At 38.7% G+C, this 18,986-nt stretch carries 14 protein-coding genes; 7 read left to right on the top strand and 7 right to left on the bottom strand.

Features of this window, described 5'->3' with window-relative positions; translation table 11 throughout:
* Positions 1 to 3 precede the first annotated feature (3 nt).
* The 7 genes from P278_RS07160 to P278_RS07135 form a co-directional block, all read right to left on the bottom strand.
* Positions 4 to 396 (bottom strand): hypothetical protein, encoded by a 393-nt coding sequence (locus tag P278_RS07160; RefSeq protein WP_038264330.1) that lies wholly within the window; start codon positions 394 to 396, stop codon positions 4 to 6.
* A 113-nt stretch (positions 397 to 509) separates the two neighbouring features.
* Positions 510 to 923 carry a VOC family protein gene (locus P278_RS07155; RefSeq protein WP_038264328.1) on the bottom strand — a complete coding sequence of 138 codons (414 nt, stop codon included), beginning with the start codon at positions 921 to 923 and terminating at the stop codon, positions 510 to 512.
* A 176-nt stretch (positions 924 to 1,099) separates the two neighbouring features.
* Complete coding sequence (locus P278_RS07150; RefSeq protein ID WP_051413455.1) at positions 1,100 to 3,070, bottom strand: heavy metal translocating P-type ATPase; 1,971 nt, start codon at positions 3,068 to 3,070, stop codon at positions 1,100 to 1,102.
* A gap of 32 nt (positions 3,071 to 3,102) precedes the next feature.
* On the bottom strand, positions 3,103 to 4,293 hold the full coding sequence (locus P278_RS07145; RefSeq protein ID WP_038265401.1) for an efflux RND transporter periplasmic adaptor subunit: 1,191 nt from the start codon (positions 4,291 to 4,293) through the stop codon (positions 3,103 to 3,105).
* A gap of 4 nt (positions 4,294 to 4,297) precedes the next feature.
* Positions 4,298 to 8,623: a CusA/CzcA family heavy metal efflux RND transporter gene (locus P278_RS07140; RefSeq protein ID WP_038264326.1), complete on the bottom strand. Its 4,326-nt coding sequence runs from the start codon at positions 8,621 to 8,623 to the stop codon at positions 4,298 to 4,300.
* A 95-nt stretch (positions 8,624 to 8,718) separates the two neighbouring features.
* Entirely contained in the window at positions 8,719 to 9,021 is a 303-nt protein-coding gene (locus P278_RS16900; protein ID WP_394331292.1) for a DUF6660 family protein, read from the bottom strand.
* Positions 9,022 to 9,064: 43 nt separating this feature from the next.
* Entirely contained in the window at positions 9,065 to 9,472 is a 408-nt protein-coding gene (locus P278_RS07135; RefSeq protein WP_038265398.1) for a Fur family transcriptional regulator, read from the bottom strand.
* Positions 9,473 to 9,578: 106 nt separating this feature from the next.
* Here P278_RS07135 and P278_RS07130 point away from each other — a divergent pair, with 106 nt between their 5' ends.
* The 7 genes from P278_RS07130 to P278_RS07100 all read left to right on the top strand — a co-directional run bounded on the left by P278_RS07130 (position 9,579) and on the right by P278_RS07100 (position 18,976).
* Complete coding sequence (locus tag P278_RS07130) at positions 9,579 to 10,169, top strand: Crp/Fnr family transcriptional regulator (protein WP_038264323.1); 591 nt, start codon at positions 9,579 to 9,581, stop codon at positions 10,167 to 10,169.
* Between the two features lie 128 nt (positions 10,170 to 10,297).
* Positions 10,298 to 11,176, top strand: a complete 879-nt coding sequence (locus tag P278_RS07125) for a pirin family protein (RefSeq protein WP_038264321.1) — start codon at positions 10,298 to 10,300, stop codon at positions 11,174 to 11,176.
* Positions 11,177 to 11,212: 36 nt separating this feature from the next.
* Positions 11,213 to 12,112, top strand: coding sequence for a pirin family protein (locus P278_RS07120; protein ID WP_038264319.1), 900 nt, complete (start codon positions 11,213 to 11,215; stop codon positions 12,110 to 12,112).
* A gap of 26 nt (positions 12,113 to 12,138) precedes the next feature.
* Complete coding sequence (locus P278_RS07115; RefSeq protein ID WP_038264317.1) at positions 12,139 to 12,849, top strand: pirin family protein; 711 nt, start codon at positions 12,139 to 12,141, stop codon at positions 12,847 to 12,849.
* A gap of 64 nt (positions 12,850 to 12,913) precedes the next feature.
* The gene (locus P278_RS07110; RefSeq protein ID WP_051413454.1) at positions 12,914 to 14,764 is read left to right on the top strand and encodes a sigma 54-interacting transcriptional regulator; all 1,851 of its coding nucleotides are present in this window, start codon (positions 12,914 to 12,916) and stop codon (positions 14,762 to 14,764) included.
* 173 nt (positions 14,765 to 14,937) lie between these two features.
* Positions 14,938 to 15,489, top strand: a complete 552-nt coding sequence (locus P278_RS07105; protein ID WP_038264314.1) for an OsmC family protein — start codon at positions 14,938 to 14,940, stop codon at positions 15,487 to 15,489.
* A 64-nt stretch (positions 15,490 to 15,553) separates the two neighbouring features.
* Positions 15,554 to 18,976: a 4Fe-4S binding protein gene (locus tag P278_RS07100; protein ID WP_051413453.1), complete on the top strand. Its 3,423-nt coding sequence runs from the start codon at positions 15,554 to 15,556 to the stop codon at positions 18,974 to 18,976.
* Positions 18,977 to 18,986 lie beyond the last annotated feature (10 nt).

Here is an 18,986-nt window from a genome sequence, read left to right as displayed (position 1 = left end):
ACATTACAGATGAAGTCGAAGCTTTTTGAATAAAATATAGCCCGGTATTTTCGTCATTGCAGGCCATCCTGATTTATTATGGCCTTTTAGAAGTATATCTTCACCTTCCCGGCTACGATAATTTAATTCGTTAGGGGAAATAAACGGAAGGCTGAGAACTATTTTTGTTTTGGAATGCCCAGACTTGGTTAAGGCGACTTTTTCACTATAATCATAACAGGATGCTACCGTGTTAAAAGTTGATTTACCAACATTGAGCTGTTTAGCAACAGAGAGATCTAAAAAGTGTTGTACCGGTTTGCGTAGGGAACACGAAGACAACAAAACCAACACAAAAAAGAGTAGGGCGGTGCCTCCTCTTAATAATTGCTTTATATATTTCGTGTGTTTTTTCATGTCGTCAGACAAAGATGTAAAAAAATAAGTGGAGAAAAATCACCTTTAAGATAACTTTAAATATCCTTTTATTAGCGAATAGAATTCATAAGGAGTGGTTATAAAAGAAGAATCTAGTTAGCGTTGTAGAATAAATTAAATTTGTGTCCATCCGGATCGGCAAAAACGCAAACATAATACCCATTTTCATCGTAAAATTTCTTTCTGTCCTTCAGCGAATTAAAGAAAATTTTGCCCCCGGCATTTTTTACTTCATCAATCCAAGTAATAAATTCATCCATGGTTTCGACCGATAGGGTAAACATGATTTCATTTCCTTCATTTAAATCAGCTATGGCCCCCTCAATACTATTGCTCAGTTGATCCCTATGAAAAAAATGAATTACAAATTCATCCTCACCAAATAAAAAACTGACCAATTCTTTAGTGGCATAGCCGTTTTGTTTAAAACCTAATGAAGAATAGAAGGCTTGTGTTCTTTCTGTGTTTGCTACGCCAAAATTTGCCCAGATATTTTTTGGTTTCATGACACCCTGTTTTTAGGTTATTAAATAGATTTGATCGTTCGAAGATATAAAATAAAGATCATGATTGAAAAAGCATGTGTTAAAAAAGGAAAAAGCCTTATTTTTAGTAAGTTTTATCTTATATATATACAGGGGTAGATCTGTAAAATAATCTAACACCATTATAGCTAATCGTTTTACACTTTATAATCAAACCTCAATAAACGTAAGGCATTGAATACGACAACAAGAGTTGAACCCTCATGCATTAATACAGCCGGACCTATAGTAGCAATCCCTGCAACGGTTAATGGTATTAAAATTGCAACCATGCCCAAACTAATGAAAAGGTTTTGCCTGATGATATTTTTTGCCTTCCTGCTTAAGGCAATGGCAAAAGGTAATTTGTTGAGTTTGTTTCCCATCAGTGCAATATCAGCAGTTTCCAGGGCCACCTCACTACCGGCAGCACCCATGGCAATGCCAACTGTACTATGTGCCATGGCCGGAGCATCATTAACTCCATCACCAACCATAGCTACTTTTCTATGTTGTTCTTTAAGCTTTTTAATTGCAGTAACTTTGTCTTCAGGTAATAGTTCGCCCCAGGCGTCAGTGAGTCCGATCTTTTGAGCAATAGTTTTAGCGACGAGCTGATGATCCCCCGAAATCATGATCATTTGTTCAATGCCAATATCCTTGAGTTGCTCTAATGTTTCCCCGGCTTCTTCCCTTGGCGTATCCATAACAGTAATAATGCCGATAAAAGAATTATTTTTACAAACAAGCATGGTCGTTTTTCCTTCTTTAGCCAGGGCGTTTATTTTTGATGAAATATGTTCCGGAGGGGCCAGGTCAATAGCCTGAAACAACTCTATATTACCAATATAGACGGATTCCTTATTTAAGATAGCTTTTATTCCTTGTCCCATATAAGCTTCCAGATCTTGTGCTTTTGGAAGTTTTAAATCGCCAATTCGTTGCAATCCATCTTTTACAATTGCTTTGGCAAGGGGATGATCACTTAACTTTTCTACGGCAATTACCGTTTGTAACAGTTCATTTTCAGTAGTTGCTGATAATGGAAGTACATCAATTAATTTTGGTTTTCCTTCCGTCAGTGTACCTGTCTTATCGAAAGCTATGGCTTTAAGAACTCCTAAATCTTCCAAAGGTTTACCCCCTTTAATGAGCACGCCACTCCTGGCTGCCCGAGCTACGCCACTTAGCACGGCACTGGGTGTTGAAATAGCTAAGGCACACGGACTGGCGGCTACCAAAACAGCCATGGCTCGATAAAAACTCTCACTGAAGCTTTCATCAATGACTAAAAAAGCAAAATGTAAAGCTACCACTAGAATTAAAACAGATGGAACAAAGTATTTTTCGAATTTGTCTGTAAACAATTGTGTGGGTGATTTTTGCGTTTGGGCCTCTTTAACCAGTGTTATAAGTTTGGCCAGTGTGGTATCGGTCGACTTTTTAAGGACGAGCACTTCCATCGAATTACTCCCGTTCAGTGTTCCTGAAAAAACCTGGTGTTCCAAAGGGATAGTCTTCGCCTGTAACAATTCATTGACCGATCCTTCCATAGCAACTTTATCTACCGGAATACTCTCCCCGGTAATTGAAGCCTGGTTTACACTGCTATTACCCTTAATGACAACACCATCCGCAGCTATCTTAGTATGTGGTTTTATGAAGATGATATCTCCGGGTTTAAGGGTATCAATAGCAACTTCTGTTGTTTCTCCATTTAATTTTAAAAAGGCAGTTTTAGGAGAGATCTCAGCGAGTGCTGCGATCGAACTTTTGGCTTTGTGCATAGCGAAATGCTCTAAAGAATGCCCAAGACTAAATAAGAAAAGTAAAAGAGCTCCTTCTGCCCATTCACCTAATATGGCCGCTCCGATTGCCGCTACAAGCATTAAAAAGTCAATTTCAAACCCTCCCTTGACAACCGCTTCAATAGCTTCTTTGGTGGTGTAAAAACCACCAAAGAAGTATGCCAGCAGGTAAAGAGCAAAACTACACCACAAAGGAACAGTTACTATATAACTCAAAGTAAACCCTAGTCCGAGGACAACGCCACTAATGATCGAAAAAATAAGCTCTGTATGCTTTCCGAAAATTCCTTTATCGTGATGATGATGATTGCTAGTCTCCATGGCATTGATATATTATTTAATTAAAAGAATAATTAATGACTATGTTCTGCTTCTCCTTTTTTCATTTCCGCTAATAAATAATAAGCATTGTTAAACGCAAACCTGGAACCGGGAGGTATAGAATCAATAAAGTTAACCGCACTCCATTTCAGGTCTTCACCTGTTTTAATGAGCTTTACAGGTGCGAAACTCCAGCCGTTTTCTTCTTTTTCTGCAGTAAATGCATAAAATGTATCCCCGTCTTTAACAATTCCTGAAGTAGGAATGGCAATTACTCGGGTATTATCGATCTCTACGCGACCCTGTATATACATCCCTGGAATTAAATGTCCCTTTTTATTTTCGATCTCAGCATGTATATGGACGGCCTTCGGACTTTCTTCAAAAGTTTTACCCACAGAGTAAATCTCAGCAGAAAGCTCTTCATCAGGTAAAGACTGAACCTGGAAGCGAACTTTTTGCCCTTTCTTCACTTTTTGAACGTCTTTCTCAAAGACCATTAAATCTGCATGAACATGATGCGTATTTACCACCTCAAAAAGTTCCGTTTGCGGCGCTACATATTGGCCTGTTTTTACCTCTACCTTTTGAATGAAACCTTCTATCGGACTTCGCAGCCCTACCTTTTGTTGTATGTTTCCATTACGCACTGCCGCAGCATTAATGTTTAAGATCTTTAATTGTGCTTCTAATCCATTAATGCGCGCTTTCGAGGCTAAATAGGCGGCTTCAGCTTTTTGATAATTCATTCCGGAACCGACCCCCGCATCATATAGTTTCTTTTGTCGCTCGTAGTCTTTTTTTAAGAACTCCCCATCGCTGAAAGCGTTTAAATAGTCAGTCTGTATATTTATAATGTTTGGATGCGCCAGGTAAGCTATTATCTGACCCTTTTTAACTTCATCTCCCTCAATAACCTCGATATCGGTAACATTGGCTCCAATAACGGCAGTTACAGAGGCTTCATTCTGAGGAGGAACTTCAAGCGTTCCATTGGCTTCAACATAACCACTCATGTTTCTGTTATGAAGTGTGTCTACCTTCATTTGTAACGCTTCAAATTGACTGTTAGACAGGGTTACTTTATCATTATGAGTCTCCTGTTCAGCATCTTCGTTATGTTCATGGCCATGACCATCGTTATCACTTTTATTAGTTCCACAACCGACAATTGTGAAGACGGACAGGATTAAAAAGAGGCTTTTATATATTAACTTTTTCATCATATTATTGTTTGAAATATTGTAATTGAAACATGCTGTTTAAATAGTTGGCCAAAGCTTCCTGAGCGGCAACCTCAGAAGCAATAGCATCTTTGATCATCTGTGAAAAACCACTATAGTCAATGGCTCCTTCCTTATAAGCCATTAAGGCTCCGGATCGTTGTTCTTTGGCCAGAGGTAAAACTTCATTAGCATAAAATTCCCACGATTGTGCCCATTTTTCAAAATTGGCAACTGCCTGAACCATTTCAGATCTGATCACTCGATTTTGATAATTTACTTCCGATTTTACAATAGCGGCATCATATTTAGCTTTCTTGATTTTAGCCCGATCTTTTCCCGAAAGAAAAGGCACCGAGATTCCGGCCTGGTAACTATAAAACCCCGTATTATTATTAACCTCCTGCAGCCCTCCCTGAAGATTAAATTTAGGTAGCATCCCGGCCTTGGCATTTTTATAATTCGATTCAGCCAGTTCGACACGTTTCTCATTCGTTAAAAATGCCGGGTGACTCTCAAGATGCATTTCCTTTACATCTATAACAGGTATAGTTAAATCATCAGTAACCGTATATACCGTGTCTGCACCGAGCCATAGATTCAATTGCTGCAAGGAAATCTCATAATCCTTTTTCGTTTGAGCTAATTGGTTCTGTATTTTCAAGGCTTGATTTCTCGCTGCTAAATATTCCAGTTTAGAAATAGCCTCTACCTCATAATTTAAGGTAACTGCTTTTGAGAAATTCTTATAAATGGAGTCCAGTTCAACATACAGATTAAGTTTCCTTTTTTGTTGCAAAGTATGGGCCCATGCTTTTTTCACTTCGGTAGAAACCTCCAGTTGTGTTAACTGATAAATGTTTTCCGCCAATTCGATCCTTTTTTGTTGCAGTCGCTTTTTGGAAAAAATACCAAGGAGATCAATATTCGATTGACTGATACCAACGGTCGTATATATACCGGCTTCCTCATTTATTTCTTCCCCTCCGGTAAAAACCTGGGTAGTTCCAAGGTCGAACGCCGTGCCTTGCAATGCTTCCTGTTTTTCCATTTCCAGTAATTGCTGTTGTAGCAACGGATAGTTTCTTTCGGCTAATTGTATAGCCTCTTCTAAACCGATCTGAGGATATGGTTGGTTTTGTGCATTAATGCTATTAGGAACAATAATGATGAAGATAACAGCTGTAATGGTAGCTAGTTGTTTCTTAGGTACTTTCATCGGTTTCGATTTGTTTTCAACCCAATGATATAATATCGGTAGAATGAATAAGGTGAGTAGAGTAGAAGTGATTAATCCTCCAATAACCACGGTTGCAAGGGGTCTTTGCACTTCAGCTCCAGCCGAAGCAGATAGGGCCATTGGTAAAAATCCAAGCACATCCGTAAATGCAGTAAGCATAATAGGACGAATACGTCTTTTCGTTCCTTTCAGGATTCGTTCTCTCAGGTTGGTAACTCCTTCTTCCTTTAATTCATTTAATCCGCTAATCATTACCAAACCATTTAATACCGCTACCCCAAATAGCACGATGAATCCAACACCAGCGGAAATACTGAATGGTAAATCGCGGAACCATAAGGCGAGTACCCCACCGATCGTAGCCATAGGAATGGCAACGTAGATCATTAAAGTCTGAGGAAATGATTTTAACGCAAAATAGATAAGAATGAATATCAGGAATAGTGCTATGGGAACCACCGTCTGTAGTCGGTTGCTGGCTCGCTCGAGATTTTCGAAGGCTCCCCCGTAACGAATATAATAACCAGGAGGCAGCTGAAAGCTTTCTTGTAATTTTTGTTGTATGTCTTCTACCACCGATTTAACATCCCGGTCCCTGATGTTAATCCCTACATAGGTACGACGGTTAGTGTTGTCTCTGCTTATTTGCATGGGACCCGGTCGATAGCTTATCTCCGCCACCTCCCTCAAGGGAATCTGACTACCGGATGGCAGGGTAACAAATAGGTTTTTGAGATCGGAAATATCCGTACGACTGTTTTTCTGTAAACGCACCACAAGATCGAAGCGCTTTTCACCCTCAAAGATAACCCCGGCATTAGCTCCTGCGAAAGCAGCTTCTACAATGGTATTAAGTTCATTGATTTGTAAGCCATATTGTGCAAGTTTACTTCGGGTATAAGCTACAGAAATTTGCGGCTGACCAGTGGTTGCTTCTACTTTCATATCGGCCACGCCTGGAATGTTGGCAATGAGTTTACCGATTTCTTCGGCCTTTGCAGCCAGTACCTCCAGGTCTTCACCGAAGAGTTTAATGGCAACATCTTCACGTACTCCTGTTAACAGCTCATTAAAACGCATTTCTATAGGTTGGGTAAATTCGTAATTTACACCGGGTACAATGCTAACTGCCTCTTTTATTCGATCCACCAGCGCTGCTTTATTAGGTGCAGAAACAAATTCGGAAGGGTCTTTTAAAATAACAAAGACATCGGCTATATCCATCGGCATTGGATCGGTAGGAACGTCCGCAACACCAATCCTGCTTATAACTGATGTTACTTCGGGAAAATCAGCTTTAATGATGCGCTCTATTTTTGTGGTGGTTTCAATGGTCTCAGAAAGTGAACTGCCGGGTTTTAAGATAGCGTGAAAGGCAATATCTCCCTCATCGAGCTGTGGAATGAATTCACCACCCATTCTACTGAAAAGGAAAACGATGAAAGCAAAAATAACCACCGCACCTCCAACAATGTATTTACCTTTTTCTAAAGCCTTTGATAAGATCGGTTCATATTTACTTTCAATCCAATGAACAAAACGATCCCCATAAGATTGTTTCTGAGTTTTTGACCCCCTTAAAAACAAGGCAGAGACCATTGGCACGTAAGTCAAACAAAGGATCATAGCACCCACCATGGCAAATATAAAAGTAAGAGCCATGGGTTGGAACATTTTACCTTCAACACCTTCTAATGCTAGAATAGGTATGAAAACAATAAGGATGATGAGCTGGCCGAAGAAGGCAGAATTCATCATTTTTTTGGATGCAGATGCTGCGATTTTATCGCGTTGCTTTTCTGAGAGTTCTTTATTACTGTTGGCTTTAGTGACAATTAAGAATACAGTACTTTCTACAATGATCACCGCACCATCAACGATAATTCCAAAGTCAATGGCACCAAGACTCATTAAATTGGCCCAAACCCCGAATAGGTGCATTAGAATAAAGGCAAACAATAACGATAACGGAATAGTGGAAGCCACAATAAGTCCACCCCTCCAATTTCCTAATAAAAGAACAAGTACAAAAATTACAATAAGACCACCCTCCAGCAGGTTATTCGTGACGGTACCTGTAGTTTCACTGATCAGCTCACTTCTATCCAAAAATGGTTTTACCGAAACTCCTTCGGGTAAGGATTGCTGAATTTGCTGCATACGATCCTTAACATGATTGATGACGTTATTAGAGTTGGCACCTTTTAACATTAAGATCATTCCACCGACTACTTCACCTTTACCATCTTTTGTAAGAGCTCCATATCTAACGGCGTTGCCAATAGTAACATTGCTGATGTCCTTGATACGTATGGGAATATTGTTGACATTCTTGACAACAATGTTTTCTATATCAGAAACAGATTTTACTAAACCTTCACCCCTGATAAAATTTGCCTGATGGTTCTTTTCAATATATGCACCACCAGTATTCTGATTGTTATTTTCCAGCGCTTTGAATACATCCGAAATGGATAGTCCGATAGCCCTGAGTTCATCTGGTTTAACTGCAATTTCATATTGTTTCTTGTTACCTCCAAAGGCATTTACCTCGATAACGCCCGGTACCATAGCCATTTGCCTTCTGATAATCCAGTCTTGAATAGTGCGCAATTCGGTTTCATTGTATCGGTCTGCGTAAGAGCTGTCTACCTCAAGGGTGTATTGGTAGATTTCACCCAACCCGGTCGAAATCGGACCCATTGTCGGTTTTCCAAATCCCTCCGGAATTTGTTCCTGAATTTCGGGTAACTTTTCAGATACCAACTGTCGTGGCAGGTAAGTTCCCATATTATCATTGAAAACAATGGTTACGACAGATAGTCCAAAACGTGAGATAGAGCGTATCTCTTCCACCTCGGGTAGGTTGCTCATTGCTAATTCCACGGGGTAGGTTACAAATTGTTCAATTTCTTCGGTACCTAAATTAGGGGCCTGGGTAATTATTTGTACCTGGTTATTGGTAATATCGGGTACTGCATCTATCGGAACTTTGGTCATACTCCATATGCCCGTTCCAATAATAGCCAGGGTGAACAACCCAATTATAAATTTATTATTGATTGAGAAATCAATGATTCTGTTAATCATGATTATGGTTTTAATTCAACTTAATTATAGGGTATTGGTAATCTGTCTGTGTATTTCAGAAGATTATAAAATAATACGTTATTTAAAATATTGAATTAAACCTGTGGTGGTCGAAGTAACCTGTTTAGGTGTGAGTCCATCACTAAGTCAATATAAATACTCGTAAAAGACAATATGATAGTGGAACCTTTGGTTTCAAAAAGTTGCGTAGGAAAAGTAGTGTGAGAATGGCAACACTGACATACACAAAACGGAGAACATAAGTCTACATGTTGTTCGTGATCACTGTGGTCAGAGGCAACCTGCATTTCACAATCCGCCTTAACTTCTGCATCAGAGCAGGGAGCCATGGATAAGCTGATTAGAAAAATTGCGAGTATGAATGCTATCGTTTTCACATGGTAAATATAGTAATTAATTTATGCAACCAATTTGCAAAAGTTAAGATTCACAATTAGGACATACCCCTGTATAAACCATGGTGGCACTCGTAACCTTAAAACCAGACGGGATATTGGTGGAGGGAATCTTGGACTTCATAAAGCAAAAGGTTTCTTCACAAACAGAGCAGTGAAAATGTATATGCTGATCTTGCGGTTCACAGTTACAATTTTCTTCGCACATGGCGTACTTTAAAGAACCGGTACCGTCTTCAATACTATGGATAAGCTTTTTTTCTTCAAATGTCTTTAAAGTACGATATAATGTGGTTTTATCCACGCGATCAAAACAGGCTTCCAGATCACTTAGGCTCATAGCACTTTTTGAGGATATAAGCTGCTTTAAAACTAAGATCCGCATGGAAGTAGGTTTGATCTGATGTTTATTTAATGCATTCTCAAGATTCATTTCGATCATTATTACTATCTTCAAAATTACAAAATACGACTACATATTGTGATTTAAACTGACTATATTTAAGTTTTAAGTTACTGTGTATATAACGACCTCATTAATGTTCGAAAATTTTAAAGCCTACCTGGTAGATAAATCGGGAATTGAATCGTCAAAATGTGAAGCGCTGTCGAGAACGGTAAAATCCTTAGATTTTAAAAAAGGATCATACTTATTACGGCCTGGCGAGATATGCCATCATACATTTTTTGTCGAAAAAGGACTCCTCAGATCTTATACGGTCGACGAACAAGGAAAAGAGCATATCATTCAATTTGCCCCGGAAAGTTGGCTGATGTCCGATCGAAGCAGTGCTTATTTTAATGAACCGGCAGATTATTTCATTGAAGCTATTGAAGATACAACGGTTATTTTAATCGATAAAGAGCTGATCAATGCTTTGTCAAAACAAAGTGAATCTTTTAGGAGACACAATAATAAACTCTTACATAACCACATCAGACATCTTCAGAAAAGAATCAACATGCTTTTGGGAGCATCTGCTGAAAGCAGATACCTCGATTTCGTTCAAATGCATTACGATTTAACCCTGAGGGTACCACAGTGGATGATTGCATCATATTTAGGGATTACCCCCGAAAGTTTAAGCAGGGTTCGGAAGGAGTTGGCAAAAAAGAATTTCAAGCCATAAAACTCGTTGACTTCAAGGTTGTAAATATCTCCTCAATGCGCCTGTGGTTTTTATACTTCTTACCATACATCAATGCATAGGCCCTTACCTTAGTTTAATTTTACAGTGTAATTAAAAGGAGATTTATAATGAAGACAAAAAAAGTAGAATTGGTAGTAGCACCACCAGCACCGCATTTCGTTGGCGATGGTTTTAGGGTGCATAATTTTATACCCGGTGGATACCATTTAGATATGCAGCGAATGGACCCGTTTATTATGTTCGATTATAATTCTAAGTTTTACTTTCCACCAAGCGATCAACCGAAAGGAGTAGGGGTTCATCCACATAGAGGGTTTGAAACTGTTACAATTGCTTATAAAGGAAAAGTAGCACACCACGATAGTGCGGGCAACAGCGGAGTTATAGGTGAAGGTGATGTACAGTGGATGACAGCGGCCTCAGGTGTTTTACATAAAGAATATCACGAAGAGCATTTTAGTAAGGAGGGTGGTGATTTCCAAATGGTACAATTATGGGTTAATCTTCCCGCAGCATTCAAAATGTCTGATCCAAAATATCAGGGGATTAAAAGTGACCAAATGGGAAGATTTCAACTTCCGGATGATCAAGGGGAGGTAGCGGTAATAGCCGGAGAATACATGGATGTGAAAGGCCCTGCTACTACTTTTTCACCGGTACAGATGTACAATGTATCATTAAACAAAAATGGAGAAGCTCAATTTTCCTTTCCCGCACATTATAACACCGGGTTATTGGTTTTGGAAGGTAACATTATGGTAAATGGATCGGAACAGGCCGAAACCGACCGTTTTGTGTTGTTTGAAAATGAAGGCGAAACCTTCACTATTAAAGCATCAGAAGATGCTAAAATACTGATTTTAAGCGGAGAGCCCCTAAATGAACCTATCGCAGCCCATGGCCCCTTTGTAATGAACTATAAAGCTGAAATATTACAGGCTTTTGAAGACTTCAATCTGGGGAAATTTGGGTATCTTGAAGATTAATAGTTTGATTTTTTAAAAACATTAATACATGCAATCATGTCTAATATTCAATTAATTATTGAAGAACGTGCTGCGGATATAGGCAATTTTCTGGTAGGTAGGTTGTTACCATTCAGGAAGAAGCGAATGGTCGGCCCCTTTATTTTTATCGACCACATGGGGCCAGCTGCTTTAAAAGAACACCAGAATATAGATGTAGGACCACATCCACATATCGGCTTGTCTACCCTTACGTATTTGTTTGAAGGAAGTATGATGCACCGGGATAGCCTGGGTACTGAAATAGAAATAACACCTGGTGCTGTGAACTGGATGACGGCGGGCAAAGGAATTGTTCATTCCGAACGAACCCCGGAATACCTCAGGACATCGGAGAAAAGTATGCATGGATTACAAATTTGGGTGGCCTTGCCAAAAGCACTGGAATTTATGGATCCTACTTTTACTCATGTAGAAAAAGAAGACCTGCCGGCATGGACTTCCGAAGGGGTGCACTATAAACTTATAGCAGGGAAAGCCTTCGATAAAGAATCACCAGTTCCGGTACACAGTGAACTCTATTTTGTTGAAATTAAAACGAAAAAGCATTCAACTATAAATATAGGGAACCATTTATTTGGAGAAAGCGCACTGTACATTTTGGAAGGAAGCGTAATCAGTGAAGGAAATGTATTTGAACCAAAGCAAATTTTGGTCGCTAAAGACAGTACCCTTTGCGAATTTGAAATGGCAGACAACACTACTGTTTACATTTTTGGAGGTGTTCCATTTCCCGAAGAAAGACATATTTATTGGAACTTCGTCGCCTCTGAAAAGGAAACCATCGAAAAAGCAAAGGAAGATTGGAGATCAGAGCGATTTCCGGTAATTCCAAATGATGATGGAGCTTTAGTGCCGTTACCTCCGGAAAAAACAAATGGCTTGAAACATAAATAATAATTAATTATTGGAAAGGATAAACAATGAAAACGATATTGCATAAAAGTGAAACAAGAGGACATGCAGATCATGGCTGGTTAAACAGCTATCACACTTTTAGTTTTGCCAATTACCACAATCCGGAAAGAATCCATTTTGGAGCTTTAAGAGTATTGAATGACGATACGGTAGCCGGTGGAATGGGGTTTGGTACCCATCCTCATGAAAATATGGAAATAGTATCTATCCCCCTCAAGGGAGCTTTGGAGCATAAGGATAGTATGGGGAATATCGGCGTGATTAATAAGGGAGATATTCAGGTTATGAGTGCCGGTACAGGCGTATATCATAGTGAATACAATAAGAATAAAGATGAAGAGGTCAAGTTTCTTCAGATATGGGTTTTTCCCGATAAAAGAGGGGTTGAACCAAGATATGATCAAATGACCTTAAATGATGATGACAGACATAATACCCTACAGGAAGTCATTTCCCCGGGTTTTGATAAAGGCTTATGGTTACATCAAGATGCATGGTTCTACCTTGGTAAGCTCGACACCGATAATACGCAGGAATATCACTTAAAAAAGGATACCAATGGGGTTTATATATTTGTTTTGGAAGGAGAAATAACCATTGGAGATCAAAAGCTTCACAAAAGAGATGGATTTGGTATCTGGGAAACGGATATATTCACTTTAAAAGCAAATACCGATGCTGAAGTACTTCTGATGGAAGTCCCTATGGATATTTAAAATTGCCGACCTCTTTAGATTATTCATTATATTTATATTACAAGATGCTAATTATTAGATTGATATGGATACATCTAAAGAGGTCGAAATCGTCGACTTCCTCGCCGAAGTTTTATTCTTTTCGGAGGTAAGTCAAAAATCACTTAAAAATTTTGCGGCAAAATTAACCATAGAAGTTTTTAGAAAAGGTGAGGTGATTTTTGAAAAAGATGAAATCGGCGATTCCATGTATGTTATTCTTGACGGAAAAGTGAAGGTATACGAAAGAGATCATACCTATGGCATCCTGGAAAAAGGAGAGTGTTTTGGAGAATATGCCCTTATTGACAGTAAAAAACGATCTGCCGCCATTGCCGCGCTCGAGGAAACCCAGGTATTAAAAATAGACCGAAAATATTTTTACGAACTATTATCAACAGACATTGGATTTGCAAAGGGTATCTTATCAGTAATGATCAAAAGGCATAGGAAGCTCGATGAAACCCAGGAGCAATTAATGCAATCCAGAAAAGAACTTCAGGAACTTAATGATAAGCTGAATGGTTTGATAATGGGAGCCACCGATGCCATTATTATGTTCGATAAATCATTTAAAATTATTTTGGCAAACCCTTCTGCGCATCAAATTCTTGAGAATAAGGATGCCCTTAAAAGAAACGTTTTATTTTTTTTAGATGAACCATCTGCTTCAAAAATTGAGCATCTGGTGTCTCATCAATTCCTCAAAGAGGGTATTCAAAAACAAACTTTTATTGATGATGTTATAAAGGTGATTGGCTCTGAAGGAAAGGAATCTAATCATGAGGGAACACTTAGCAGTTATGATCATGAAGGAGAACACTTTTACCTTTTGATCCTCAGGAATATCGAAGAACGTCTTATTGCAGAAAACAAAATTACAGCCCTTCAAACCCAAACCGCCTATTTGGAAGAAGAGGTAAAAGAGCTTACCAGGTCGTTTGGAATTATAGCCAACGACCAAAGCATGATGCAAGTGTTGAAACAAATTGAACAAGTAGCCCAAACGAAGGCGACTGTGCTCATTCATGGAGAAACAGGAACTGGGAAAGAATTGGTGGCCTGGGCAATTCACAATTCAAGTAATAGAGCCAATAAGCCAATGATACGGGTCAATTGCGGAGCGATACCTGGCAATTTAATCGAAAGTGAACTTTTTGGACACGAAAAAGGGGCATTCACCGGGGCAGTTACCAGTAGAAAAGGACGCTTTCTGCTAGCCGATGGCGGGACTATATTTCTCGATGAAATCGGAGAACTCCCTATCGAATTGCAACCAAAGCTTTTAAGAGTCATTCAGGAAGGTGAATTTGAACCTGTAGGTAGTTCAGAAACCATAAAAGTAGAAGTGCGCATTATTGCTGCGACACACAGAGACCTTAAAAAGTCAATTTCTAAAGGACAGTTCAGGGAAGATCTGTATTATCGTTTGAATGTATTTCCAATTAACGTGCCATCCCTGAAAGAAAGAGGAGACGACGTTTGCCTTATTGCACAAAGTATGATAGAGAGATTCAGCAAAGAGTTGAATAAGAATCATGTAACCCTGTCCGAGACCGATAAGATCTATTTCAAAAATTATGACTGGCCAGGAAATGTAAGAGAACTTCAGAACCTCATAGAAAGAGCTGTGATAATTTCTAAGAATGGCAAAATAGATTGGTCAGATATTATTCCAATGAAAAATAAGGAAGAAGAAGCCTCTAAACCCCTGGATAACCAGAAAATATATACCACTCAGGAAATGCAGGAATTGGAAAAAGAAAACATTGTTAAGGCGCTTAAAATTACGCGTTGGAAAATTTATGGTAGTAACGGAGCTGCAGCGCTATTGAATATCCCGCCAACGACTTTAGCTTCCAAAATTAAGAGCCTGAAAATTGAACGTCCGCTATAATTATCACTATATTTCGTGTTTTCTACAACGAAAAATCATTTTATAACGAAATCTCGTTAGTGTTTAAAATCGCATAAACCTCATAAATACTTGATAGACAGTGTTTTATAAGTTTTGGCACGGGGTGTGTATAAAGTTAGACATCAAAAATGTTTAACTAAATACATACTAAAATGATTACTACAGAAAATGTAAAAAACGGAGTGAACGTAGATCAATTAATGGCTACTATCGAAGCAGTTCAAGGAAATCCTGAATTAGCAAAGTTTAAATTCAGATCAAAAAACAATTGGATCGAAGGAGGAAATTGTGTTTCCAGTATTAAAAGTTTTTATGGGGTTGGAGAAGAAGATACTACCCGTGATAAAACTTTTACCTTAGAGTGTGATCATCCTCAGGTATTACTGGGTAAGGATAAGGCACCAACACCACCAGAGGTAATTCTACATGCTTTAGGATCTTGTTTAACCGGGGCGATGGTATATCATGCTGCTGCTCAAGGAATAGATATCGATGCCGCAGAATCCAGCATGGAAGGTGATATGGATCTTCAAGGGTTCCTGGGTCTGAAACCCGAGGTTCGAAAAGGATTTAACGGTATTACATTTAAGATTAAAGTAAAATCTGAAGCAACTGATGAGCAATTGGAAGAATTAGCCAAATATTCTCCAGTATTTGACATGATCGTTAATCCAACACCGGTTCAAATTGTATTTGAACGCTAAACCTCAGAAAAGTCCATAAATCACTTTATGGACTTTTTCTTTTTAATCAAAACGCGAACAACTCATGGCACTTCTACAAACGAATAGTATTACCGCAAATCAGGCCGTTGCCTGCATAGCTTTTAAAACGAACGAGATTTGCTCTATTTATCCTATAACTCCTGCCTCTGGTATGGCAGAATTAGCTGAAGAATGGAGTGCTGCCGGATATACAAATGTATGGGAAAATACTCCAGTGGTCTATCAGCTCCAAAGTGAAGCGGGAGCAGCAGGAACTATGCATGGAGCATTACAAACAGGAGCCCTGGCTACAACATTTACTGCCTCCCAGGGCTTATTATTAATGATGCCAAATATGTTTAAAATAGCAGGACAATTATTGCCGAATGTTATTCATGTAGCCACCAGGTCGATTGCGACTCACGCCTTATCTGTTTTTGGAGATCATAGTGATGTTATGGCCGTTCGAAGCACAGGATATGCAATGTTGAGCTCTTCATCTGTTCAGGAATCAATGGATATGGCATTAATTGCGCAAGCAGCGACGTTGGTATCCAAGGTACCTTTTGTTCATTTTTTTGATGGATTTCGAACTTCACATGAAACCAATACGATTTCACTAATTGAAGATAAAGTTATAAAACAAATGATGCCTTCAGATGCTATTGAGGCTCATAAAGACAAGGCTTTAAGTTTTAATAACCCTACCGTGAGAGGGTCCGCACAGGGGCCGGATATATTTTTTCAGGGAAGGGAACGAATCAATACTTATTATAACGAATGTCCGAAAATAGTTTCAGGTTTGATGGAGCAATTTAAAACATTAACAGGACGTTCGTATAAGCCTTTCGAATTTATTGGAGATCCTGATGCAAACCACGTTATCATATCGATGGCTTCATCTACCAGTACTATTGCAGCGGTTGTACATGAATTAAATAGAAAAGGTAAAAAGCTCGGATTGATCAATGTCAGACTTTACAGACCATTCAGTGCGGAGTACTTAGTTAATGCCATTCCATCAACTTGTAAATCTATCGCGGTTCTGGATAGAACAAAAGAACCGGGAGCATCTGGCGAACCTTTGTATCTGGATGTATTACAGGCTTTAACAATTCAAAAAGCAACAGTAAAGTTTACAAAACCTCCCAAGGTATATGGAGGTAGATATGGATTGTCTTCAAAAGAATTTAATCCGGCTATGGTACATGCGATTTATAAGGCGTTAGAAACCAATAGCCTGATAAATAATTTTACCGTTGGAATAAATGACGATGTAACGAATTTAAGCCTGAAAACAGATACCGGTTTTCAACTTCAAAAATTTGCTAAAGAATTCATTATTTATGAAGATAAATCAACAACAGATCGTAAAAGCCTGAGTCAGCTTTTTCAGGAATTGAATAATCGTGGTAAAAATATACAGGCCTATACTGAATGTAGTTATAAAAAAAGTGAGACCGAAAGTGTGTGCCACCTTCGGGTTTCAGATAACAAACTCGAAGCTCCTTATCTCATAGATCATCCGGATGTTATTTTATGTGACTCCTTAAAGCATTTTAGCAATGAGCGGTTTATAGAATTACTTCACAAAGCCTCCAGTTTAATTATTAATACGAAACTCGATGAACAAGAATTACTTCAAAGGCTAACGAGTTCGCAAAAACAATTAATAATAGATAACAATATTGCCATCTATTCGTTTTCGGAAAATGATTTGCAGCAAGGTTTCTTAACTCCTTTACACCATCTGGTTCTTGAAATTTTTAAAACAACCGACACCTCTGGTTGGGAGGAGGGCTTGGCCGATACCTTAAGCCACATATCTTTAGCTCCTTCAGAAGAAGACGTCCCTTTTACAGGAATAAACCATCAGCATTTATCCCTCACTAAGGCACTTGTATTGAATAAAGGAAATCAACTTAGCGTAGGCGACTTTCCCGCAAATGGGAGCTATCAAATCAATGATAAAGTATATGGACAACCCAGAATTTCTGAATTCATACCTGTTTGGGAGGCATCAGATTGTATTCAATGTGGAGCCTGTACTATGAGTTGTCCGCAGGCTGCATTGAGAATGAAAGTTTTTCAAGCGGAAAAGCTCCCCATGGAGGTCATGCAATTAAATAGTGCAGAGCCTTCAGTACATGAATGGAAGGAAGAAGATTTTCAATTAACTATTCAAGTGAATCCGGATCAGTGTAATGGATGTAATAACTGTATAGATAGTTGTCCGGTAAAAGCCTTAATTCCTAAATCAGATAAAGAAACCATTGAATTAGAAAGAGTGCGATGGGAACTGTTCGATGAACTCCCGGAATTTGACAGGTCTAAAATCGATGTTGAGTCCTTAGGGCAACAACAATTACAGGAACCCTTATTCAGGTATCCATATGGTGTTGAGGGATGTGGTGAAGCTCCTTACCTGAAGTTGCTAACACAGTTATTTGGAGATCGTATGCTGGTAGCAAACGCTACCGGAGCAAGTTCTATTATTGGAGGAGCTTTACCACAAACCCCATGGTATAAAAATAATGATGGAAGAGGACCGGCCTGGGCTAACTCTTTATTTGAAGATAATGCAGAATTTGGTTTAGGTTTTAGACTGACCTATGATTTTAATAGGAAAAAGGCAGAACACCTTTTAAGAAAACTGAAAAGTCAGTTAAATCCTGGTCTTGTAGAAGACCTTCTTTCTGATCAAAAACAATCAGATAAAAATGTTCAGGATCAACGCACACGAATTAGTAACCTAAAAGAAGCATTAAAGGCCATTGAAAGTAAACAGGCAAAAGACCTTTTTAAGGTAGCCGACTATTTATTAAAGCCAGCTATCTGGATCGTTGGAGGTGATGGATGGGCCTATGATATTGGGTATGGTGGCCTCGATCATGTAGTGGCTTCAGGTGAAAATGTAAATATCTTAATTTTAGATAATGAGGTCTATGATAATACAGGTGGACAAATGTCAAAAGCAACTCCTTTCGGAGCCTCTGCAAAATTTGCCAGTAAAGGTAAATACAGAAAGAAAAAGGATTTAGGACTTATGCTAACTGCTTATGAAGATGTATATATAGCCTCCGTATCGATAGGTGCAGATAAGGAACAAACCTTACAGGCTTTTTTAGAAGCAGAAAGCTATGATGGACCATCAGTAATTATAGCTTATTGTCATAGTGTTTCCCAGGAAGTAGATATGAAACATCCATCCCAGTACCATAAGGCTAAAGTCGCCAGTGGCCAATGGCTGTTGTATAGATTCGACCCCAGAAATAAAGAATTGGGAGAGAGCCCGATGATCCTAGATTCAAAGATCACCGATAAAACCATTGAAAATTACCTTAAAATGGAAGGTAGGTTTGACAATTTGTTGAGGCATAAAGACGCAGGTAACTTAGTGGATGAACTTCAAAGACAGCAGGATCAACGTTATGTGAATTATTTACGACGTACATCAATATTAAATAATCATAGTTATGTTTTATAACATGAGTCCA

Source organism: Zhouia amylolytica AD3 (genome assembly GCF_000511935.2).
Taxonomy (GTDB): domain Bacteria; phylum Bacteroidota; class Bacteroidia; order Flavobacteriales; family Flavobacteriaceae; genus Zhouia; species Zhouia amylolytica.
Note: the sequence above shows the minus strand (reverse complement) of the source record. Positions and strands in the feature narration are given on the sequence as shown.